Source organism: Sphaerospermopsis reniformis (assembly GCF_005402885.1).
GTDB classification, from domain to species: Bacteria; Cyanobacteriota; Cyanobacteriia; order Cyanobacteriales; family Nostocaceae; genus Sphaerospermopsis; species Sphaerospermopsis kisseleviana.
Genome location: NZ_BJCE01000001.1, coordinates 69,041 through 89,711 on the forward strand (window position 1 = coordinate 69,041; position 20,671 = coordinate 89,711).

The 20,671-nt window shown below is 36.0% G+C and carries 23 protein-coding genes; 11 read left to right on the top strand and 12 right to left on the bottom strand.

Annotated features, from left to right (window positions below; all coding sequences use genetic code 11):
- The first annotated feature begins 125 nt into the window (after positions 1 to 125).
- The 5 genes from FFR48_RS00385 (at position 126) to FFR48_RS00405 (ending at position 3,485) form a co-directional block, all read left to right on the top strand.
- Positions 126 to 842: a flotillin family protein gene (locus FFR48_RS00385; RefSeq protein ID WP_201277546.1), complete on the top strand. Its 717-nt coding sequence runs from the start codon at positions 126 to 128 to the stop codon at positions 840 to 842.
- On the top strand, positions 839 to 1,582 hold the full coding sequence (locus tag FFR48_RS00390; protein ID WP_137665990.1) for a hypothetical protein: 744 nt from the start codon (positions 839 to 841) through the stop codon (positions 1,580 to 1,582). The genes FFR48_RS00385 and FFR48_RS00390 overlap by 4 nt, the downstream gene beginning before the upstream one ends.
- 102 nt (positions 1,583 to 1,684) lie before the next feature.
- Positions 1,685 to 2,236, top strand: coding sequence for a hypothetical protein (locus tag FFR48_RS00395; protein WP_137665991.1), 552 nt, complete (start codon positions 1,685 to 1,687; stop codon positions 2,234 to 2,236).
- Entirely contained in the window at positions 2,233 to 2,784 is a 552-nt protein-coding gene (locus FFR48_RS00400) for a hypothetical protein (protein WP_137665992.1), read from the top strand. The genes FFR48_RS00395 and FFR48_RS00400 overlap by 4 nt, the downstream gene beginning before the upstream one ends.
- Positions 2,785 to 2,879: 95 nt before the next feature.
- On the top strand, positions 2,880 to 3,485 hold the full coding sequence (locus FFR48_RS00405; protein ID WP_137665993.1) for a hypothetical protein: 606 nt from the start codon (positions 2,880 to 2,882) through the stop codon (positions 3,483 to 3,485).
- Between the two features lie 327 nt (positions 3,486 to 3,812).
- Here FFR48_RS00405 and FFR48_RS00410 read toward each other — a convergent pair whose 3' ends face one another.
- The 4 genes from FFR48_RS00410 to FFR48_RS00425 form a co-directional block, all read right to left on the bottom strand.
- Positions 3,813 to 5,399: an NAD(P)H-quinone oxidoreductase subunit 4 gene (locus FFR48_RS00410; protein ID WP_137665994.1), complete on the bottom strand. Its 1,587-nt coding sequence runs from the start codon at positions 5,397 to 5,399 to the stop codon at positions 3,813 to 3,815.
- Positions 5,400 to 5,649: 250 nt separating this feature from the next.
- Positions 5,650 to 6,483 carry a DNA-formamidopyrimidine glycosylase gene (locus FFR48_RS00415; RefSeq protein ID WP_137665995.1) on the bottom strand — a complete coding sequence of 278 codons (834 nt, stop codon included), beginning with the start codon at positions 6,481 to 6,483 and terminating at the stop codon, positions 5,650 to 5,652.
- A gap of 146 nt (positions 6,484 to 6,629) precedes the next feature.
- Complete coding sequence (locus tag FFR48_RS00420) at positions 6,630 to 6,848, bottom strand: photosystem I reaction center subunit IV (RefSeq protein WP_096570310.1); 219 nt, start codon at positions 6,846 to 6,848, stop codon at positions 6,630 to 6,632.
- 317 nt (positions 6,849 to 7,165) lie between these two features.
- A complete protein-coding gene (locus FFR48_RS00425; protein WP_137665996.1) occupies positions 7,166 to 7,750 on the bottom strand; it encodes a PAP/fibrillin family protein in 585 nt (194 codons plus the stop codon).
- Between the two features lie 237 nt (positions 7,751 to 7,987).
- Between FFR48_RS00425 and FFR48_RS00430 the strand changes: the two genes are divergently transcribed.
- Together FFR48_RS00430 and mraY are read left to right on the top strand one after the other, a co-directional pair.
- Positions 7,988 to 8,227, top strand: coding sequence for a DUF3134 domain-containing protein (locus FFR48_RS00430; protein WP_096570306.1), 240 nt, complete (start codon positions 7,988 to 7,990; stop codon positions 8,225 to 8,227).
- 82 nt (positions 8,228 to 8,309) lie between these two features.
- Complete coding sequence (gene mraY, locus FFR48_RS00435) at positions 8,310 to 9,413, top strand: phospho-N-acetylmuramoyl-pentapeptide-transferase (RefSeq protein WP_236103950.1); 1,104 nt, start codon at positions 8,310 to 8,312, stop codon at positions 9,411 to 9,413.
- A gap of 69 nt (positions 9,414 to 9,482) precedes the next feature.
- Here mraY and FFR48_RS00440 read toward each other — a convergent pair whose 3' ends face one another.
- The 6 genes from FFR48_RS00440 to FFR48_RS00465 form a co-directional block, all read right to left on the bottom strand.
- Positions 9,483 to 9,989 carry a MogA/MoaB family molybdenum cofactor biosynthesis protein gene (locus FFR48_RS00440; protein WP_137666006.1) on the bottom strand — a complete coding sequence of 169 codons (507 nt, stop codon included), beginning with the start codon at positions 9,987 to 9,989 and terminating at the stop codon, positions 9,483 to 9,485.
- Positions 9,990 to 10,245: 256 nt separating this feature from the next.
- The gene (locus FFR48_RS00445) at positions 10,246 to 10,815 is read right to left on the bottom strand and encodes a Uma2 family endonuclease (RefSeq protein ID WP_137665998.1); all 570 of its coding nucleotides are present in this window, start codon (positions 10,813 to 10,815) and stop codon (positions 10,246 to 10,248) included.
- 158 nt (positions 10,816 to 10,973) lie between these two features.
- Positions 10,974 to 11,309 (bottom strand): photosystem II reaction center protein Psb28, encoded by a 336-nt coding sequence (gene psb28 / locus FFR48_RS00450; RefSeq protein WP_096570300.1) that lies wholly within the window; start codon positions 11,307 to 11,309, stop codon positions 10,974 to 10,976.
- A gap of 108 nt (positions 11,310 to 11,417) precedes the next feature.
- Positions 11,418 to 11,870: a D-aminoacyl-tRNA deacylase gene (dtd, locus tag FFR48_RS00455; RefSeq protein ID WP_137665999.1), complete on the bottom strand. Its 453-nt coding sequence runs from the start codon at positions 11,868 to 11,870 to the stop codon at positions 11,418 to 11,420.
- Positions 11,871 to 12,031: 161 nt separating this feature from the next.
- The gene (locus FFR48_RS00460) at positions 12,032 to 13,147 is read right to left on the bottom strand and encodes a CobW family GTP-binding protein (protein WP_137666000.1); all 1,116 of its coding nucleotides are present in this window, start codon (positions 13,145 to 13,147) and stop codon (positions 12,032 to 12,034) included.
- Between the two features lie 122 nt (positions 13,148 to 13,269).
- A complete protein-coding gene (locus FFR48_RS00465; protein ID WP_162501819.1) occupies positions 13,270 to 13,419 on the bottom strand; it encodes a hypothetical protein in 150 nt (49 codons plus the stop codon).
- A 227-nt stretch (positions 13,420 to 13,646) separates the two neighbouring features.
- On the opposite strand from FFR48_RS00465, the gene cysS reads away from it, so the two are divergent.
- Both cysS and FFR48_RS00475 read left to right on the top strand, forming a co-directional pair.
- The gene (gene cysS / locus FFR48_RS00470; protein ID WP_137666001.1) at positions 13,647 to 15,104 is read left to right on the top strand and encodes a cysteine--tRNA ligase; all 1,458 of its coding nucleotides are present in this window, start codon (positions 13,647 to 13,649) and stop codon (positions 15,102 to 15,104) included.
- 357 nt (positions 15,105 to 15,461) lie between these two features.
- Entirely contained in the window at positions 15,462 to 16,910 is a 1,449-nt protein-coding gene (locus FFR48_RS00475; RefSeq protein WP_137666002.1) for a TldD/PmbA family protein, read from the top strand.
- A 97-nt stretch (positions 16,911 to 17,007) separates the two neighbouring features.
- Here the strand turns inward: FFR48_RS00475 and FFR48_RS00480 are convergent, their stop codons facing one another.
- Positions 17,008 to 17,619 (bottom strand): Uma2 family endonuclease, encoded by a 612-nt coding sequence (locus FFR48_RS00480; protein WP_137666003.1) that lies wholly within the window; start codon positions 17,617 to 17,619, stop codon positions 17,008 to 17,010.
- 688 nt (positions 17,620 to 18,307) lie between these two features.
- Here FFR48_RS00480 and FFR48_RS00485 point away from each other — a divergent pair.
- Together FFR48_RS00485 and FFR48_RS00490 are read left to right on the top strand one after the other, a co-directional pair.
- The gene (locus FFR48_RS00485; RefSeq protein WP_096570290.1) at positions 18,308 to 18,490 is read left to right on the top strand and encodes a hypothetical protein; all 183 of its coding nucleotides are present in this window, start codon (positions 18,308 to 18,310) and stop codon (positions 18,488 to 18,490) included.
- Positions 18,491 to 18,512: 22 nt separating this feature from the next.
- Positions 18,513 to 19,862 (top strand): TldD/PmbA family protein, encoded by a 1,350-nt coding sequence (locus FFR48_RS00490; RefSeq protein WP_137666004.1) that lies wholly within the window; start codon positions 18,513 to 18,515, stop codon positions 19,860 to 19,862.
- 123 nt (positions 19,863 to 19,985) lie between these two features.
- On the opposite strand, the gene FFR48_RS00495 is transcribed toward FFR48_RS00490, so the two are convergent.
- Complete coding sequence (locus tag FFR48_RS00495; protein WP_096570288.1) at positions 19,986 to 20,183, bottom strand: hypothetical protein; 198 nt, start codon at positions 20,181 to 20,183, stop codon at positions 19,986 to 19,988.
- Positions 20,184 to 20,671 lie beyond the last annotated feature (488 nt).

Sequence of the window (20,671 nt, forward strand, 5' to 3'; positions counted from 1 at the left end):
TTTTTGTAAATACCACGAATATTCAATCTAAAAATAGTTCTTTACCCACTATTTCTGTTAGTCCAGGTAAATCAGTACAAACGACTGGTAAACCAAGTCAGAAAAATCGCAAAAAGTGGAAATGGTTGATTGGTTTAGGTGTAGGATATTTTGCTATTGCTGCATTGAATCAACCTAATAATAAAAACATAGTTGAAACTGAAGAAAAAATACCCGTTATTAGTCCTAGTATTTCTAATTCATCACCAGTTATCCCCATTTCTGAATCTACACCAAAGGCTAAAACGCAAATTCAACCAAGTCCTGTAAATGTAATTTCTTCTGAAGATGTGGAAGCTGAAAAAGCGAAAAGGGAAGAAATAGAAAAACGTGAAGCTGCTTTCAAAGCTGAACGAGAGAGAAAAGAAGCTATAGAGAAACAAAGGAAATTAGAATCAGCCGCTAAAGCGGAACAAGAAAGACTAGAGGCTATTAGGAAAGAACAAGCAGCTAAAGAAGCACAGAAAAAGCTAGAAGCTGTGATCAGAGAAAGGGAAAATCAGGCTGCGATATTGGCACAAGAGAAACAACAAGCCGCACTGCGAGAGAAACAACGAAAACAGGCAGAAATACAAGCTAAAAAGGCTAAACAAGCTTTGCGAATAAAATCACAAAAAACAATTGTGTTAACTCCAAAGAAACGACAATTACCACCTAAACCACAAAAAGTGAGGAAAAAACAGGAAAATACACCACGTTCACATGATAATGTAGTTGATGCCACTAAACCTTGGGAAGTTACACATCCCATTCCTAAAGCTTCCGATGAATTAGAACAGGTCATAAAAGAAGGAAATCAATGATGAAATTCACAGTTAAAAGTCTAATTGCTTTATTTGTCACTAGCTCGACTCTGTTATTAATGCCAATGAGAAGTGATGCTCAGATTAATATGAAGATACTAACTCAGGTGGCTGATAGTTGTCAAAAAGATGTAGTTTCTGAAAGCTATTATCAGCAAATGGGATTAAATATTAATACTGTTAATAATTTTTATTTACAATATTGTATTGAATCTCGATATCATTACTCCTTAATTTTGGATAAATTTCCTGAACTTGCTTCAACAGGAGAAATACTGCCAGGGTATCCTGGTTCTGTAGCTGTTGGACAAATAGCAGACGGCTTTCTTCGTTACGGTGGTGATAAGAAGTTGTTAGATTGTATTATTGCTAACGATACCTCTAGTGATGTATGTAACGCGAGCAGAATGAGGATTTCTCAAAATACAAAATATAGATCCAATTCGGGTTTAATCCGAGAATACTTACCATCTGTTTGCCCTTCTTGTGTTGTAGCTCATGACGAAGTATCAGGTTCACAAGAGGTAATTTTAAAAGCTTTTATCCAATGGTTTCTCAAACTTGAAAAACCACAAAGAAGAGAAGTGATTTCGCTTTTAGGAGATGACGATCAAGCTAATCAATTGAGATGGTCACTAAGGAGTGAATCTCAAAAAGCAGTAGGAGAATATCAGGAAACACGCGAACGAGTTGAGCAACAGGAACAGGAGAGACGTAGAAGAGAATTATTAGGTCAATAACAGTAGGTTGGGTTGACGCGAGGAAACCCAACAATAATCAATAACAGCGTAACGTAGAATTAATGATAATAGGTTACAACATACGACACATCAGATAGAATCATGACCTCAGATGCAGAATATAAAGCAAGAATTACCAGCTATAACTGGGATGATTTAATTAAATTATGGTCAGAAATTAAAGCAAAAAAGACATCAAATTTTTGGGATGCAGGTAAAGCATTAAAATATCTCATTTTACGAGCATTTCAACTTGATGGTGCAGAAGTAGCTTGGCCTTACATCGTCAAAATTCAAGATAAAATAGTAGAACAAATTGACGGAGTAATCTATACAGATAGCCTAGCCTGTTTGATAGAATGTAAAGATACAAGTGACGAGGTTAATATTGAACCTATAGCTAAACTAAGAAATCAATTGCTACGAAGACCAGCATCAGCTATTGGTAGTGTGTTTAGTCGCAGTGGATTTACAGAAGCAACAGTAACATTAACTGGGTTTATTTCTCCGCAAACTATTCTACTATGGGGAGGAGAAGAAATTGAATATTCACTCACAAATAAATGTATATGTAAATTCCTAGTCAAAAAATATCGTGTTTGTGTTCAAAAATGTATACCTAATTACGACATTACAACGGAGATTTTCTCATGACACTAGCATACATCCTGACAGAAAGTGATAAAGATATAGAAATTTTACAGAAATTGCTACCAAAAAATTTAATTCAAGATATTAAATTTATAGCAGGTGCAAGTTCTTACAGAGCGCGTTCTTTAGCTAGTTCACTACTTGCGACTCAAAAAATACCTGTTTTTCTTATTATAGATGCAGATACAAATAACCCATCTCAAGTATTTGAAAAGAAAGATTTAATTAATTATATGTTAAGTCAAGCATCTTCTGGTATTCCTTTTCAAATCTCCCTTGCTATTCCTGAAATAGAAATTATATTTCTCCAAAATAAACCATTAATTGAAAAAATCGCCCAACGTGAATTTAATGATTTAGAATGGCAACTTGCCCAAAGTAAACCCAAGGAATTTTTAGAGACAGTATTAGGAGCAGAAAAGCCAATTAACGAGATAATATTTAGCAACATAAATGATGAAGAAATTAAAATATTACAACAACATCCATTAATTCAAGAAATAATCACTTTCTTATCATCACTTACTGCATCTTCCCTAGCAATAAATTAATTATTCTCATGTTGATGGCAATAAACATCCTGTAAATCCTAAAATCCTGGATATTATCTCGACTTCCCTCGATAACCACCTGATTCAGAGAAATTATGACTCGTAGAAAAATATTATCAGAAAATCAATCCTACACATTCCAATCTTACTTTGAAATGAGCTATGAAGCTGATGAAATATTAGCAGAATTAGGTTACTCTTTACTCAGAAGACATATTGATTTACCTAAAAGTAATCATCCTTTAGAAAGATTAGAAGAGTTAAAACAAAGAATTGAAGAATCTTTAACTCTAGTCAGTTTAAGTAGCGAAACAGCGCGACGAGAAACTTTAGTAGCACCTACATTATTAGAAGTTGCTCGTTATTGTCAATGTCAAGTAAGAATCGAATATCCATTATCTGTGAATAATTGGTTAAAAGGTAATTTAGATTATTTCCTAAAACGAAATCCCGGTTTATTAGTAGTTGAGGCAAAAAATGATGATTTAACACGAGGTTTTACTCAGTTAGCTGTAGAATTAATTGCTATTTCTGAAGTTGAAGAAGGTGATATTTTTTATGGATGTGTAACTATTGGGGATGCTTGGCGTTTTGGTAGGTTAGATAAAACAAATCAGCAAATTTTTCAAGATATCTCACTATATCGTATTCCTGATGATTTAGAAGATTTAATGAGAATTTTGTTAGGAATTTTAGAATAGTATGATTACAATATTTTAGTAGTAGGTTGGGTTGACGCAAGGAAACTCAACATTAATTTCAAAAATCAAAATTTCCGCAATAGTAAAGAGTAAACCCCTTGACACCACCTGAAAACCCTGTTATGCTGGTTTTGATGAGGAAGAACTATCTTCTGTGCATAAGCAATTACAAGTATTTTCAAATAAGTAAGGGCGAAGCATTCGGAAAGAAAATCAATGGTTTCAGGGATAACTTATCCCCCGAATGCTGCGCCTCTGCGTCTCTGCGTGAGAAAAAAATAGGGGCAGTTTCCACAACCACCCCCAAAACAACTTGTAACTTAACAACTACTCAGCACTAGCTAAAGTGGGAGCAGAAAAGATTTGAGAATATAAACTTGTAGGTTGTTGACGAGCGATCACAGGCAACACTTGACGGGCATGAGCCGCAACTTCTACAGTTTTTACATCGTATGTTTCTGTTACTAACTTAGGATAGAAACCAATACCGATGATAGGCAGTAACAAACAAGCAGTGATGAACAACTCACGGGGTTTCACATCAGCAACTACAGTATCTAAATGTAACTCTTCACTTTGCTTACCGTAGAACACCTGACGCAACATAGAAAGTAAATAGATAGGTGTTAAAATCACACCCACTGCTGATAAGAAAATAACTACAACCTTGAAACTAGAACTATAAACGTCGCTAGTACCAATACCCAAGAACACCATTAACTCACCCACAAAACCACTCATACCGGGTAAAGCTAAAGAAGCCATTGCACCAGCAGTAAAAAGAGCGAAGGTTCTCGGCATTACCTTAGCAATACCACCCATTTGGTTCATCATTAAAGTATGGGTGCGTTCATAAGTAACACCAGACAAGAAGAATAAACTAGCAGCAATTAAACCATGAGAAACCATCTGTAACACTGCACCACTAATACCAATTTCGGTATAAGATGCAATGCCTATTAACACAAAACCCATGTGGGCAATAGAAGAGTAAGCTAAACGGCGTTTGAGGTTAGTTTGGGCAAAAGCACAACAAGCACCGTAAACAATATTGACTACACCTAAAATTGCTAAAACTGGAGCAAAAACAGCGTGGGCATCACCTAACATTTCCATGTTAAAGCGAATTAGGGCATAACCACCCATTTTTAATAACACACCAGCTAAAATCATAGAACCAGGTGCAGACGCTTCACCGTGGGCATCAGGCAACCAGGTATGAAAGGGGAAAATAGGTAATTTTACACCGTAAGCAATTAAGAAACCTGCATAGAGAGCTAATTCTAACAGTTGGGGATATTCTTTAAGTCCCAATTCTGTCATGTTAAAGGTGAAGTTATCACCGTAAAACGCCATTGTTAAACCAGCTACGAGAATAAATATAGATGCGGCTGCTGTGTAGAGAATAAATTTAGTAGCTGCGTAACGGCGGTTTTTGCCTCCCCAAATAGAAATCAATAAATAAACAGGTACTAATTCGATTTCCCACATTAAGAAGAATAATAACAAGTCTTGGGCGAGGAATACACCTAATTGGGCGCTGTACATTACCAGCATTAACGCATAAAATAAACGCGGCTTATTGGTTACTTTCCAAGCCGCGAATATAGCTAATGTGTTAATTAAACCTGTGAGTAATACTAAGGGCATTGATAAACCATCAATCGCTAATGCCCAATTTAAACCAATTTGAGGTATCCAACTATAGGTTTCTGTGAGTTGTAAAGCTGAACTTTGGAAGTCGTAACCTTGCCAAACCGCATAAATCATTAATGCTAAATCTGCAAAAGCTACTCCTAAACCATACCAGCGAATGGTTTTACCGTCTTTGTCGGGAATGAGGGGAATGGCTAAGGATGCCACTAACGGCAAAAAAATTATGGCTGATAGCCAAGGAATTTGTATCGGATTCATCACTGTTGACAATCAATTTTGCATTTTTCTTTTAATTAGATTATATTAAGAAATCGTTACTTTTGTAAACACATTTCTTAACATAATTTCAATCTAGGTAATAAATAGTAATAAATATTTACCAAAACTGCCTAGTCGCTATTCTAATCATAAATTTTTGTAACGTCAACAAAAAAGCGGCTAAATTGGCCGCCATTTTCAGATATAATTTTTCTCCTCATAAAATTTTAACAGCGATATAGACTCAGCACTAACTTTGACACTGAGAACAAAAATGACTAGAACGCCCACCTAGTTTAATACGCTGGATGATATTACTACAAACTTTACAAGGCTCTCCAGCACGGTTATAAACCCACGCTTCACCGCCATAATTGCCGTTAACGCCTTTAACATTGAGGAAATTACTAAAAGTTGTCCCACCTGCGGCAATACTGGCGGATAAAACATCAATTATCGCTGTTCTTAAAGGTTCTATTTGTTTTTTCTGCAATTCTGTACAGATGGTGGTAGGTAAGATGCCACTTTTAAACAAAGCCTCATCAGCATAAATGTTACCTAATCCTGCTACTATTGACTGGTCTAATAAGGCTGTTTTAATCGGACGACGGACTTTTTGCAGTTTATTTGCTAAATACTCAACTGTAAACTCTGGGGAAAATGGGTCTACTGCTAGTTTGGCTAAACCTGTAATAATACTTTCTACAGGTACATTCCCAGGAACATACCACATTTGCCCGAAGGTGCGCTGATCTACAAAGCGTAATTCTTGCTGATCTCCAAAAAATAATCTTACTCTTGTATGTTTGTGTAAGGGTTCATTTCGATTTAACCATAATAATTGCCCTGTCATTCGCAGATGAACGCCTAACCAGGAAAAAGGGGAGAGTTCAGCTAAAAGATATTTACCGCGACGATGCCAAGATGTAATGGCACTGGTTTTAATTTTTTCTATAAATTCTTCAACAAAAAAAGGGTGGGCGATGGTGCGTGGTAGCAACACATCGCCCCCCGTAATTTCTTGATTTAGGGTTAATTGATTTAAACCCCGTCGTACTGTTTCAACTTCAGGCAATTCAGGCATTTTCAGAGTAATGATTGCTGGGTGTTTAGTTTAGAGTCATACCTCAACCGTAGATTAAGGGCATGGAACCAGCATATTTAGTTTACTGCTTTTCCATGTTTTTATACTCAATTCTCAGCACTCAGGACTCATGACTGTTGTATTGCTTACTTTTTAGCAGCAGGTTTAGCTTTGGGTGCTTCCACTTCTACTAATTCATCTAAAGCAAAGTTGTTGGTGTTAACACCAGCGTAATTAACACTGGGGAAACGTACAATTACAGGGTACTTAATTCCGCTTTGATCTACAGTAGCAACAGTACCTACTTCTTGAAACCAGTAGGACTCAGGGCGGAGAATACGTACTTTAGAACCACGTTGAACCATGATTATCTTCCCTTTGAATGTTCAATTGAGAATAAATTAGGGCTATTTGATTTCACTCTACAACTAGAAGGTCTTTACTAGCGTATTTGTTAAGTTATTTGTCATAAGTTAGGGAACTGGTGACTGGTGACTGGTGACTGGTGACTGGTGACTGGTGACTGGTGACTGGTGACTGGTGACTGGTGACTGGGGAAGATGAATAACCTAATTACCAATTACCAATTACCCGAAAAAGTATCAAACCCTACTTGACAAAGTACCTATAATAGAATAATGTCGTTCGCAAACACTTTTTGCGAATAAATTGCCTATGCCTTTTAAGCTTTGCTTAACACAAAGACACTCCCCTCGTTACCTCTGCCAATACGCAGATCATTGTCTAGATAAGTGATGTCCAACCATCCTTGTTGTTGGTCGCTGTTGATGGGAAAATCAAAAGCGGTAAATTTTTTGCCTGATTCAATTTGTTGGATAAACGTTGCAGGTGATTTATAGGCAATTAACCTTTGTAAGCCAAAAATAGAACGTTGAAATTTGACTTGGACTCGACGTTCGGAAACAGGGTCAAATTTAGCAGCGACGCTAACTAATCCTTCCAAAGACGGTAGTCCATAAATTTCAGCAATGTTATAAACACTGTTAGTTTCGACTCGAATACATTGGTAAATTTGACCAAGTTTACAAAGAGGGAAACGATCCAGGTTTAATAAGGCCTTGCTGGTGGTGTAAAGTAATCGCCAATCACCTTCTAGTAAATGGCTGGCTTGCATTGGGCGGGGTGTGGGGTTAAAGTCTTCTAGACTGGCGATCGCTGCTAGGATAGCCTGTTTTTGGGTTTCAGTTGCCAGTAAACCCCGGTTTGTACCAGCAATTGCATCTAAAAGCGTATTTTTTGTTACCATAACTCTTGACCTCAAAATATAGCTATGAAATCAGGATTAACAAGGGTTAAATGTTATATGTATAGGCTGGTGTAATCGTAGAAGAATAGCTTGCTGTTTGGCATAGGGCTATTAAATAAATTTTTGTGTTTAATTCGGATAGATCAATCAAAGAGTTGAATCATTAACTAAATTATCCCGTATCAAATGATAGACTCTTAATGTCCAGAACTTGTACCTTTTTCTGTCTTCGTTGATATGTTAAATTCTCCCCTAAATGAGCAACCCCGGAACCAAAGAGCTACTGTAATTCCCTTGAAGCAAAAGTCTTCGATGTTGGACTGGTTGCAGTCTAGCGGTCGTCTCATCGCTCGTGACTTTAACGAATCGACTTTTTCGGAGCCTGAAGAAGAAATATCTGATTTTTTGGCGGGAGAAGATGGAATTGCTGACCTTGACTATGATGATGATGGCGATATCAGTATAGATGAGGACTAGTCTTGAGGACTGTGGGGACTGGGTTTGATCAATAGTTTCGGTTTTCGGTTCTTTAAAAGTGTGGAGTGAAGGGAAATTTTTTGTGGACGCTAAATTATCTCCAAACCAAGGATTAAACATTTCTGGAATTGGGCTGGCCTCTCTGTTAGCTCTCTCGCTGACTACAACTGCATTGATTTTAGATGGGCTAGGACATAGAGTATTCTGGCAAGCTAATTCGCTGACTATGCCGTTTTTTCTATGTGCTGTAGGCGCTGGTGCTGCTGGTTTTTGGGTTGTGCCGTTGCTACAAGCTTTGAAAACAGGACAAATAATTAGGGAAGATGGACCGCAAGCGCATCTGAAAAAAGCTGGTACTCCGACTATGGGGGGGATCTTTTTCATACCTGTAGCTGTAACAGTTGCTTGTATTTTGTCTAATTTTGCTCAGGATGTACTTGCTGTTTCTGTGTTAACTCTCAGCTATGGCTTAATAGGCTGGATCGACGATTGGCAAATTTTGCATCGAAAATCAAATAAAGGTATATCTCCAAAGATGAAATTGGTTTTGCAGATTGTTTTTGCAACTGGTTTCTGTGTCTGGATGATGTTTAACAGAGATTTTAGTATAACAAATATTGCCTTGCCTTGGGTTGGTTTATCTTTGCCTCTGGGTTTACTTTTCTGGCCTGTGGCTGGTTTTGTGTTGGTTGCAGAAAGCAATGCTACTAATTTAACTGATGGTATTGATGGGTTGGCTGGGGGAACGGTGGCGATCGCAATTTTTGCTTTAGGCGCTTTAATTGCACCCACTTCACCTGATTTGATGATATTCTGTGCGGCTATGAGTGGTAGTTGTGTAGGCTTTTTAGCCCATAACCGCAACCCAGCCCGTGTTTTTATGGGTGATACCGGTTCTCTGGCTTTGGGTGGTGCGTTGGCTGCTGTAGCACTGCTTACTAATAGTTTAGTAGCCTTGTTCATTCTCAGCGGTATCTTCTTTGTGGAAACTCTGTCTGTGATGGCACAAGTCAGTTATTACAAAGCTACCAAGGGACCAGATGGGAAAGGTAAACGGTTATTTAAAATGGCCCCTTTACACCACCATTTAGAATTATCTGGTTGGACAGAATTGCAAGTAGTTGGTGCGTTTTATATCATTGCTGCAATTTTGGCTACTATATGCTTGACAAGCATTAAATTTTGAGATTTTTAACAAAATATCAATAACACAGCCTAGATCCCCGATTTTTTGAGCAGTCGGGGATCTTGTTTTTTAGTGATTTTGCATTTGTTTGAAAAGATGGATGATTTCTGGTAATATCAATTTTTCCATTCCCAGACGGACTGCGTTACTAGAGCCGGGAAGGGAAAAGATTAATTTATTTTGATAAATACCAGCTACAGCGCGAGAAGCGATCGCTCTAGAACCGATTTCTTGATAACTGAGAAAACGGAATATTTCGCCAAAACCTGGTAAAGTCTTTTCTAATAAATTAGCGATCGCATCATAAGTAGTATCTCTGGGTGCTATTCCTGTACCACCATTAAAAATAATTACATCTACATTCTGATTTTTACTGATACTTTCTATATATGCTTGGATTTTGTCTGGTTCATCTTTGATTATTTGATAATCTGCAATTAAATGATGAGCAGATAATAATAAATCCTGTATTAATTTTCCACTTTTATCTGTTTCTGATGTGCGGGTATCGCTGACGGTAACAACTGCACATTTTACTGTGATATTTTCTGTATCTGGATGTGGATGTGATTTGATCATATATGGATATAGAAAATGCAATTACTATTATTAATTTTGCTATAGTTTACTCCCTTCCTACCTGAATAATACCGATTTAATAAACCACGAAGGCACGAAGAACACGAAGGAAGAAGGAAGGAAGAAGGAAGGAAGAAGAAAGGAAGAAGAAATGTTATATTTTGATAATCTATATATAGAAATCAATACTTAGGCCTTTTTTGAATTATTGGGTGAGTTTTACTGCTGCTACTGCTAAAGTTTTCATTAATTTCTATCCCTGTAAAACCTCACCCACAGTTAACTTAATATCAGCAAATAAAGGTGAAGAAATCACCATATCATCAGTAAAAATATGCTCATCATAAAAACCTTCTACCCACTCGAAAACTGTTACCTTTTTTTGCATGGGATCAACTATCCAATATTCAGTAATACCCCGCGCTGCATACTCAGAACGCTTGTAACGATAATCCCGATTTTCTTGGTTAGGACTGACTATTTCAACTACTAATAATGGGGGTGTCATGTCCATTAAAACTAGGGAACGTTTAGCTTCTTTCATTTCTTCTGCTAGTTCTTCGGAAAATATCACTAAGTTAGGAACTCTCACCCCTACCATTTTACTATTTACAGCTATTTCTGTTTTCATTCTTAACCGATAATAGGGAATACCTAATTTGAGAAAATAGGCAAGTAAAAACATTGCTATTCTTTGATTTAGTTCACTTTCAGAAGGCATAACAATTAATTCCCCATTTTCCAACTCATAGAAATTATCTGTACCGCCATCAAATTCTAGAAATTCTGCAAAAGTCATTTTTTTAGCAGTTGCAACTGTCATGATTATTACTCCTATAAACTGCTGACTGCTGATATTTACTATTTTAACAATATAATTAAATCGGGTGATGGGGTGCAGGATGCGGAGTGCGAAGTGTGGAGTGTTGATAACCCAATCACTAATCACCAATTACCAATCACCAATCACCACTAAGTAATTTAAGATTTACTTAATCCTAAATCATTCTCTTCAGCGTACCGATTCATAAACCGCATAAAACGATCCCATTCTTCTACACTTTTCATCAGGTAAACAGCTTCTACTGCTTCTGGTCTACCATTAACAAATTTACCCTTGACTTCACGGGTGATAATTTCCCCCTCTTCGTCAATCATATACATCCCTGTAATTTCTTCTGTACTATTTTCACTGAAGGCTTGGGGATTTTCAAAAGTAAATGTTGCTGTTCCACTATCACCACTACGTGATCTTGTTAACTTTACTTCTGGAACTACTGGTTCGTCAATGCCTCTAGAAAATTGGATTTTTGCCATGATGAATGTTTGTTTAAGTTTTATGATCTTTAGGTTAATATTCTCTCATCATATAGCAGCGATTTGGCTATCTTGATTAAATCTGTTTTTCATTTTGGGTGGGTGTCGCTAAATAGCTTCTTTTTCCAAAATTAAAGTAACTGGTCCATCATTTTCAATTGCAACTTGCATCATCGCGCCAAATTTACCAGTTTCTACCCTTAAACCACTTTCCTGTAATTTTGATACAAAGCGATTATATAAATATACTGCTAATGTGGGTGTAGCAGAACGGTCAAAGGAAGGACGACGACCTTTACGACAATCACCGTATAATGTAAATTGACTAATTACTAATAATTCCCCATTAATTTCTTGTACAGATTTTTGCCATTTATCACCACCTTCATCATCGGGAAATAAACGTAATTCTAAACATTTACGCACCATCCAATCAATTTCCCCATCAGTATCAGTATGAGAAATACCCACAAGTAAATTTAAACCTCGACCAATTTTACCAACAATTTCCCCGTCTATAGTTACTTGGGATGATTTAACTCTTTGAACAATAACGCGCATATTTCAGATTTTTTACTAACGATAAAGATAGGGGTTTAGCAATGCTAAACCCTCACAGGAGTCAGGGTATGGGGTGATGGTGTGAAAATTTTTTAACTGTTCCCTGTACCCTTATTTCTCAATTACCAATCACTAATCACCAATCACCAATTACCAATTATCTATTTCCCGAAACCTTTACCTTTGCTAACTGAAGGTAAACACAGACAATTTTCTAATTGCTGAAGTAAAGTCTCTTGATCCAAATTTTGACCAATTAAAACCAGTTGATTTTTCTTTTCACCTTTCCATTGATCATCATCAATAGTGAAGCGTTTACCGCAAAGGTGGAAAATATGACGTTGTGGACTTTCTTCAAACCACATAATACCCTTAGCGCGGAAGACATTTGTGGGTAGTTGATTATCTAAGAAATATTGAAATTTTCTAATCGAGAAAGGTTGATCACTTTGAAAAGATATGGATGTAAAACCATCATTTTCTAAGTGATCAGAGTGGTGATGATCATGGTCGTGATGGTCATGTCCACAGGTAGAATGCTCATGGTCGTGATGTTCATGTTCGCAGGTAGAATGATCATGATCGTGATGATGATGATCATGTTCATCGGTTTCTGCATCAAAATATTTATCAGATTCAAATAACCCAACACTGAGAATTAAAGGAAGTGGAACTTGAGAATTTTTAGTTCTGATAATTCTTGCACCTTCCTTAATATCATTAATCTTTTTCTCTAATGAATTTAAAGCAGCTTCATCAACTAAATCGGTTTTATTGAGCAGAATTACATCACCATAAGTAATTTGACTAAATGCAGCTTGAGAGTTGAATAAATCCAAACTATAATTTGCCGCATCTACTACAGTGACAATTGAATCTAATCGGGTTAAATCTCGCAATTCAGATCCTAAAAATGTCATTGCTACAGGTAAAGGATCTGCTAAACCTGTAGTTTCAACTACTAGATAATCTAGCTTTTGTTCACGTTCTACAACTTGGTAAACAGCATCAACTAAGTCATTATTAATGGTGCAACAAATACAACCATTACTAAGTTCCACCATATTATCATCTGTAGAAACAATTAATTCGTTATCAATACCAATTTCGCCAAATTCGTTCACTAAAACAGCAGTTTTTACACCTTGCTGATTAGTAAGAATATGATTTAGTAAGGTAGTTTTACCACTGCCAAGAAAACCAGTGATAATGGTAACAGGTAATCCCTGTTTGGTTGCTTCCATTACGTGAGATTCTGAAGTAACTGCTGATGTCATATTTATGAAGTAGGGTTTGAGTCTATTTTGAATGTTAGCGTGATTTGCAAAAATCCGAGTAGCTGTTAATTGTCACTTGGGAAGTGTTTGTTAGCTAGTGATTTTATCATTTTTTGAATCATTTATAAATTGCTTAAAGTGATGTTTTCATTGATGCAATTCTCAATAGCAATAGTTGTTGTTTGAAGATTTGCAATATCAGAAATTATACCTAAACCTAAATATAAAGTTAAATCATTTTGATCTTGGGTTAAATTACGCCAACTCTGCAAAATTTACTTGTTTAGTTCTGGGTAAAGCTAGAATCATAAGTTACCTAACTCTGACAACTATATTACATGATATTACTGGAAATCAACTAGAGAACTATATTTAGATATCATAGATGATAAGAGCGATCGCTTTTTACTGTATCTGTAACTTAATCTGTCTCACCTATCCGGTTACTCACTACATACGCTATCATTGCTAATCGTTAGATTGCCTTATCCCTTATATTATGACCCTATCTATTTACAATACTCTCACCCGTCATCAAGAAGAATTTAAAACCGTCGAACCTGGTAAGGTAAAAATGTATTATTGCGGTGTGACGGTTTATGATTATTGCCATTTGGGTCACGCTAGAGCTTGTATTGTTTGGGATGTAGTGCGTCGCTATTTACAATTTATTGGTTATGGTGTGCGGTATATCCAGAATTTCACGGATATTGATGATAAAATTCTTAACCGCGCACGGGAAGAAAAATCAACAATGGAAGCGGTTTCAGAACGCTATATCCAGGCATATTTTGAAGATATGGGACGTTTGGGGATAAAAGAAGCAGATGAATATCCTCGTGCAACTCATACCATGAATGGTATCCAAAGATTAATTCATGATTTAGAAACCAAGGGTTTTGCTTATCCTGCTGATGGTGATGTTTATTATGCGGTGCGAAAGTTTGATCAGTACGGTAAACTTTCAGGACGGAAATTAGAAGATTTACAAGCAGGTGCAAGCGAAAGAGTAAACGTAGAAGATCCAGAATATCAGAAAAAGAAAGATCCCTTTGATTTTGCCTTGTGGAAAGCTGCAAAACCTAGCGAACCTGCGTGGGAGTCACCTTGGGGAAAAGGCCGCCCCGGATGGCACATAGAATGTTCTGCAATGGTGCGCGATCGCTTGGGTGATACCATAGATATTCATGCTGGTGGTGCTGACTTAATTTTCCCACACCATGAAAACGAAATTGCCCAATCAGAAGCAGTAACCGGTAAACCTTTAGCTAACTATTGGTTACACAATGGCATGGTTAAAGTTGATGGTGAAAAAATGTCTAAATCTTTAGGCAATTTTACCACAATCCGTGATTTATTAGATCGTGGAGTTGACCCAATGGCATTAAGATTATTTGTGTTAATGGCACAATATCGTAAACCCATTGATTTCACAGATGAAGCAATTTTAGCAGCAACAAACGGCTGGCATACTATTAAGGAAGGTCTGCTTTTTGGACATCAACACGGTGAAAAGTTAGGTTGGGAAAATCTGGAATTAAATAACGCCAACATTGATAAATCAGAAGTTGAGAAATTTACTAATGCAGTGGATGATGATTTTAATTTTCCTGGTGGGTTAGCGGTTATTTTTGAATTAGCTAAAGAACTGAGAAAAGAAGGAAATATCATTGTTCATCAAGGAAAAACAGAAACTCCCGCCGATGAATTATTTAAACAATGGCAAACCTTAACTACATTAGCAGAAGTTTTAGGTTTAACCACCGAACCAGAAGCAGAAACAACAAAAACTAATGGTTTAAGTGATGCAGAAATTGAGGAATTAATTCAAAAAAGACAGGAAGCAAGAAAATCTAAAAACTTTGCTGAATCTGATAGAATCAGAGATGAACTCAAAGCCCAAGGTATTGAATTAATTGATAGCAAAGAAGGTACACGCTGGCAACGGAGAAATTAAAAATTAAAAATTAACAAAGCATCGTCATCTGAGTTGTGAACATGATTTTTTAAACGAACCGCTCCAGACGCAGAGGACACAGAGGTAAAGACAAAAAAGATGATTGAATCTTACTCATTTCTCATTCTAATATTCCCCCTATTCTTCTCTTCTTCCTTCGTGTTCTTTGCGTCCTACCCTGCGGGAACAGCTTCGCTGAACGTGGTTCATTCTCTTGAAAAATTATTCACAACTAACCAATATCTCAGAAACTCTTTTCCTCTGTGTCCTCTGTGGTTTATATTCTTTACACCATATATAACTTATAATGTAAAAACAGATTTTTAACTTTGAATTTTTTAATTTTCAATTTAACCTATGTGGAAAGAACTAACAACCGCCATATCTAATTTTAACATTCCTGCTGATTGGATCGGTATTCGCGCTGTCAAAGAAACAACCAGAACCCATTTTGTCAGAGATGGTTTACCCCAAAGCAACGGTAAATCATTAACAATGGGAGCAATGATAGAAGTAATGGTTAATGGTAGTTTGGGTTATGCTGCTACCAACTCTTTAACATTATCATCCTTACAAAACGCAGCAGAAATAGCTTATAAACAAGCAGTTGCAGCTAGTGAATTTTGGATTTATCCCTTTAGTGAAAATACCCGTCCTAAAGTCGTCGGTGAATATAACTCACCTTTCTTTGAACCATTAGATGCTATTAGTCCAGGGGAAATAAATGATTTATTAATGAGAATTTGTCACGGCTTAAAAATTAGTGATCAAATTGTCCAAACCGTAGCCAATATTAACACATCTGAAAAAGAGACTTGGTTTGTTAGCAGTAACGGTTCAGAAGTTTATCAAAAAATTCTTAGTTTAGGCAATCATTTTGGTGTTATTGCCCAAGATGGTGCAGTTGTGCAACAACGTAGTAATAACGGAATGCACGCTAATTGTTATCAAGGTGGATGGGAAGTATTAAAACAAAATAATTTATGGCATCGAGTCCAACAAATTGCCGAACAAGGATTAGAATTATTAACAGCGGTCGAATGTCCAAATACTCGCACTAATTTGGTTTTAGCACCTGATCAAATGATGCTACAAATTCATGAAAGTGTGGGACATCCTTTGGAAATTGACCGCATTTTAGGAGATGAAAGAAACTACGCAGGTGGTAGTTTTGTGAAACCCGAAGATTTTGGTAAATTAGCATACGGTTCACCTTTAATGAATATTACTTTTGATCCTACCGTTGAAGGTGAATTTGCCAGTTATAGTTTTGATGATACTGGTACAAAAGCCACCAGAGAATATATCATTAAAGATGGCATTTTACAAAGAGGTTTAGGTAGTTTAGAAAGTCAAAATCGTTCTGGTTTGCCAGGGGTAGCTTGTGCGCGTGCTACTTCTTGGAATCGTCCACCCATTGATAGAATGGCTAACTTAAATTTAGAACCAAATTTAGAACCAGGAAACGCAAATTTTTCCGAAATGATAGCGGATATAGAACATGGTGTTTACATGGAATCCAACCGTTCTTGGTCAATTGATGATAGAAGACATAAATTTCAATTTGGTTGTGAATATGCAAAGTTAATTGAAAACGGTAAACTCACTAAAACCTTGCGTAATCCTAATTATAGAGCTACTACGCCCGAATTTTGGCACAGTTTAATTAAAGTTGGGAATGATGCAAATTGGGAAATGTACGGTACACCATTTTGTGGTAAGGGAGAACCTAATCAAACTATTTGGGTAGGACATGGTTCACCTGTTTGTGTATTTGCAAATGTAGAAGTTTTTGGTGGTGGTTAGAGACCGATTAAATAAGATCCCCGACTTTTTATTTACTTAATTTTTACAACTTATAAGTTAATATTAGAAGTCGGGGATCTGCAACAACACCAGATCATTATATTCTTTGTAAAATATCCGCAATAGTTAATTTTAACTCTGGAAATAGTGGGGATACAATCAAATTATCTCCTCTAAATTGATTAACTAGATATTCTCCATCAATTAAAGTATGAACTGAAATCGTGGGTTGTTTAGGATTACCAATAAACCTTCTACCACCGAAAGCAGCATAATCAACAATCCAATATTCAGGAATACCCATTAATTCATATTCATTAGTTTTAGTCGAATAATCTATTTGCCAATTACTACTAACAATTTCTATTACTAAAGGAACAGAAGCAGCTTGAGTAATTGTTGATTCTTTTTTCCACAGAGGTTCATTAACTAAGTTTTCAGGATTTAGTAATAAAATATCTGGATAAAAAGCCGATTCAGAACTTGATGATTTAATCAATGTTGTTTTAGGTATGAGATAAGGAAGATCAAGTTTATCTAATTCTGCTGATAATTTACGGACTAAAAAACCAATAACTAATTCATGATCTCCTAATGGTGGGTTCATATCAACAATTACTCCATTATGTAATTCATAGCGTAATCCTGTATCTGGATACCATTCGATAAATTCCTCAAAGGTTACTGGTTTAATTATTGTTTGAACCATGATTCACCTCTTGAATAATTATTATTATCATATTATTATTTTATCTCATTTCCCAAGGTTTTGTTTGTGTGGATGTAATTTATAATCTTCTCATTATCTTGAATTGCTGTTTCTATTTCCTCAATTTGTTTCAGTGATCTTGGTTATTTATTCCCAAGTCGTTGTTTACACAAATTTAATTATCTACATAATATTTCAAAATAAGTATTATCTTTTTATAAAAAAGACACAAAAAATTAAAATTTAAACCTGTTTCAATCTTGACACAGGTTATTACTATTAGGACTTACGCAACTGGCACAAGCGATGGTGCGGCGTAGCCGCACCGAGCGCCTAAAGACTAAACCATTGACATAGCAATATCTGGACGTTTTAGTTGTCCTATTAAATAATTAGAAAGCAAATTATGCTTAATTTGATTCTCAAACATCTAATTTAGAAGTTAGTGATAAATGACGACAATTATCTATTGCACTAAAAAGTAATCATTTATGGTAGGAATAATTCATGAATTGTCTCTAAAACGGTTTCAGATTATGCAAATTGAATTACCACCAAATGTATAATCAATGCTACAATCAACCAATAACTACTTGATGCTATATCAATATGATGATTGCACAAGACTTAGAACAAACAAAAGACATCTCCCCAGAGGTCACATTTCCCCCTAGTGATTTATATAGCGATGAACCACCAGTGGAAACAGAATTGCACACCAGAAGAAACCGCAGAAGAGGAAACTAAGAAAGCAGTAAAATCAGAGAAAAGAGCAAACCAAGAAGCTAAACGAGCAGCACAAGCAGACGCAAGAGCAGAACGTTTAGCGGCAAAATTGCGAGAATTAAATATTGATCCTGAGAACATTTAAAGCGACTTTTAAAAAAATGAAAATGCAAATTGAAGAATTATCAATCTTAGAAAGTAACTTTAATCAACTGATAGAAATGCTGCTTGCAAAAAAAGCAGATAGCGAACATTTTACCGTCAGACTTAACAGCGAAAGAAGTCAATTTACTCGCTTCAATAATGCTAAAGTTAGACAAACAGGATTGGTTGCTGATGGTTCAATTAAACTAACTTTAATGGAAAATCAGCGCAGTAGTTTCTGTAAATTTCCTTTTACTGGAGATTGGGATTTAGATTGGCAAACTGCATACAAATCTTTACAAGATTTACGAGAAGAATTACATCTATTACCCGTTGATCCTTATCTGGTTTTACCTACAGGAAATAATGTTAGTAGAGAAGTACATACAGGTAAATTATTAGGATCAGAAAATGTTGTTAACAGCATTTTAGAACCTGTTAAAGATTTAGATTTTACGGGTATGTATGCTGGGGGAGTTATTATTAGAGGTTATGGCGATTCTAACGGACAAAAACACTGGTTTGCCACTGATTCTTTTAATTTAGATTATTCTTTAATAATCGAATCAGGAAAAGCGGTAAAAGGTACTTTTGCTGGTAGTAAATGGGATGAATCTGCTTATGTAGATAAGATAAATGATGGGAAAAAACAATTAGTATTATTGTCTCGTGAACCCAAAGAGTTACCCAGGGGAAATTATAAAACCTATTTTGCTCCTGCTGCTGTATCGGAATTATTAGCTATGCTTTCTTGGGGTGCTATTAGTGAAGCTGCTATTCAACAGGGAAATAGTGCTTTATCTGCTTTATCACGTCAGGAAAAACAACTTTCATCTAAATTCGTTTTAAAAGAAAATTTCACATCTGGTTTAGTTCCCAGGTTTAATGATTTAGGAGAAGTTGCACCAGAAGAATTAACTTTAATAGAAAATGGGGTTTTGGTAAATAGTTTAATTAATTCTCGCACAGCGAAAGAATATAATAAACCTGCCAATGGTGCTAATAGTTCAGAAACTTTACGTTCTCCAGAAATAAACACAGGTAATTTAGCTTTTGCTGATATTTTACGCAGTTTAGATACTGGGTTGTATGTTTCTAATTTGCATTATTTAAATTGGAGCGATCGCCAAACTGCTAGAATTACAGGTATGACTCGTTATGCCTGTTTTTGGGTAGAAAACGGAGAAATAGTTGCACCTATAGAAAACCTCCGTTTTGATGAAAGTCTTTATCGCTGTTGGGGATCAGAAAATTTAGTTGACTTAACCAACTTTCAAGAATTTATTCCCGAAGTCGGTACTTATGAAAGTCGTCAATTAGGTGGTACTTTAGTTCCAGGAATGCTGGTGGAAGATTTCACATATAGTTACTAAAAATTTAGATTTTAGATTTTAGATTAGAGTTGACAAAAACAATCCAAAATCCAAAATCCAAAATCAATCACTCCTGACTCCTGACTCCTTTTATACCTGGTTATTGTGAAAAATGTTGTTTTCTTAATAAGCTAAAGTTTCTAAAGTTTCTCGTAAATACCGTTGTACTTGCTGTTCTAGGCGCAAACCCTTTAACTGAGCATTACTTTCTAGTTGCCAGCGTTGGAAACCGGAACTAGCAGAAATGGCATACTTCAGGTTTTGCCAAATGTGAGCATCACGAGAAAGCTGGCCGGTGATAGAAGCTGAAATTTGAGCCATAGTTCCTCATTCCTCGTTTTTCAATTTTAGAGTCAAACAATTTTAGATTTTAGACTTGAAATGGATTATTGTTTTGCCTAGAACGACAACAAAGAAACCAAATAAGCTAAATCTAACATTTTTTAAATGGGGCAGGAGGTGATCCATACCTACCCCGAAAATTTTGCAATCTTATTTAATCTTTTCTCAAGATAACGGTTACACAGCAACAAATTCTGTGTGATTGATCACTAAAACTAAGGATATTTTCGGTAAAATTCTGCCAAATAAGCTTTTTAAATTAACCAAAGGATTTTTAACTAAGTAAGTGGGCGTTGAAATTTATCCTTGTGGCAAGGCAAGAGGCAAGAGACTTTTAGCGATTTTACATTTTGTAATATACCTCAGTTTTTTTATGCCAACTTACTTATGGGTTTTAAGCTGTTTTATCTGTGTGATAGATAGTTATTTTTTTCTTTTATCTCTTCGCTCTCACCTGTCACCTGTCA

What these genes read in the sequence shown, in the direction of transcription:
- FFR48_RS00480 (WP_137666003.1), bottom strand. Translation starts at nt 17,619, where the DNA reads ATGGTTCAAACAATAATTAAACCAGTAACCTTTGAGGAATTTATCGAA.
- FFR48_RS00390 (WP_137665990.1), top strand. Translation starts at nt 839, where the DNA reads ATGATGAAATTCACAGTTAAAAGTCTAATTGCTTTATTTGTCACTAGC.
- FFR48_RS00475 (WP_137666002.1), top strand. Translation starts at nt 15,462, where the DNA reads ATGTGGAAAGAACTAACAACCGCCATATCTAATTTTAACATTCCTGCT.
- FFR48_RS00430 (WP_096570306.1), top strand. Translation starts at nt 7,988, where the DNA reads ATGTTAAATTCTCCCCTAAATGAGCAACCCCGGAACCAAAGAGCTACT.
- cysS (WP_137666001.1), top strand. Translation starts at nt 13,647, where the DNA reads ATGACCCTATCTATTTACAATACTCTCACCCGTCATCAAGAAGAATTT.
- FFR48_RS00425 (WP_137665996.1), bottom strand. Translation starts at nt 7,750, where the DNA reads ATGGTAACAAAAAATACGCTTTTAGATGCAATTGCTGGTACAAACCGG.
- FFR48_RS00490 (WP_137666004.1), top strand. Translation starts at nt 18,513, where the DNA reads ATGCAAATTGAAGAATTATCAATCTTAGAAAGTAACTTTAATCAACTG.
- FFR48_RS00395 (WP_137665991.1), top strand. Translation starts at nt 1,685, where the DNA reads ATGACCTCAGATGCAGAATATAAAGCAAGAATTACCAGCTATAACTGG.
- FFR48_RS00485 (WP_096570290.1), top strand. Translation starts at nt 18,308, where the DNA reads ATGAACCACCAGTGGAAACAGAATTGCACACCAGAAGAAACCGCAGAA.
- FFR48_RS00460 (WP_137666000.1), bottom strand. Translation starts at nt 13,147, where the DNA reads ATGACATCAGCAGTTACTTCAGAATCTCACGTAATGGAAGCAACCAAA.
- FFR48_RS00400 (WP_137665992.1), top strand. Translation starts at nt 2,233, where the DNA reads ATGACACTAGCATACATCCTGACAGAAAGTGATAAAGATATAGAAATT.
- FFR48_RS00405 (WP_137665993.1), top strand. Translation starts at nt 2,880, where the DNA reads ATGACTCGTAGAAAAATATTATCAGAAAATCAATCCTACACATTCCAA.
- FFR48_RS00495 (WP_096570288.1), bottom strand. Translation starts at nt 20,183, where the DNA reads ATGGCTCAAATTTCAGCTTCTATCACCGGCCAGCTTTCTCGTGATGCT.
- psb28 (WP_096570300.1), bottom strand. Translation starts at nt 11,309, where the DNA reads ATGGCAAAAATCCAATTTTCTAGAGGCATTGACGAACCAGTAGTTCCA.
- FFR48_RS00420 (WP_096570310.1), bottom strand. Translation starts at nt 6,848, where the DNA reads ATGGTTCAACGTGGTTCTAAAGTACGTATTCTCCGCCCTGAGTCCTAC.
- FFR48_RS00410 (WP_137665994.1), bottom strand. Translation starts at nt 5,399, where the DNA reads ATGAATCCGATACAAATTCCTTGGCTATCAGCCATAATTTTTTTGCCG.
- FFR48_RS00445 (WP_137665998.1), bottom strand. Translation starts at nt 10,815, where the DNA reads ATGACAGTTGCAACTGCTAAAAAAATGACTTTTGCAGAATTTCTAGAA.
- dtd (WP_137665999.1), bottom strand. Translation starts at nt 11,870, where the DNA reads ATGCGCGTTATTGTTCAAAGAGTTAAATCATCCCAAGTAACTATAGAC.
- FFR48_RS00415 (WP_137665995.1), bottom strand. Translation starts at nt 6,483, where the DNA reads ATGCCTGAATTGCCTGAAGTTGAAACAGTACGACGGGGTTTAAATCAA.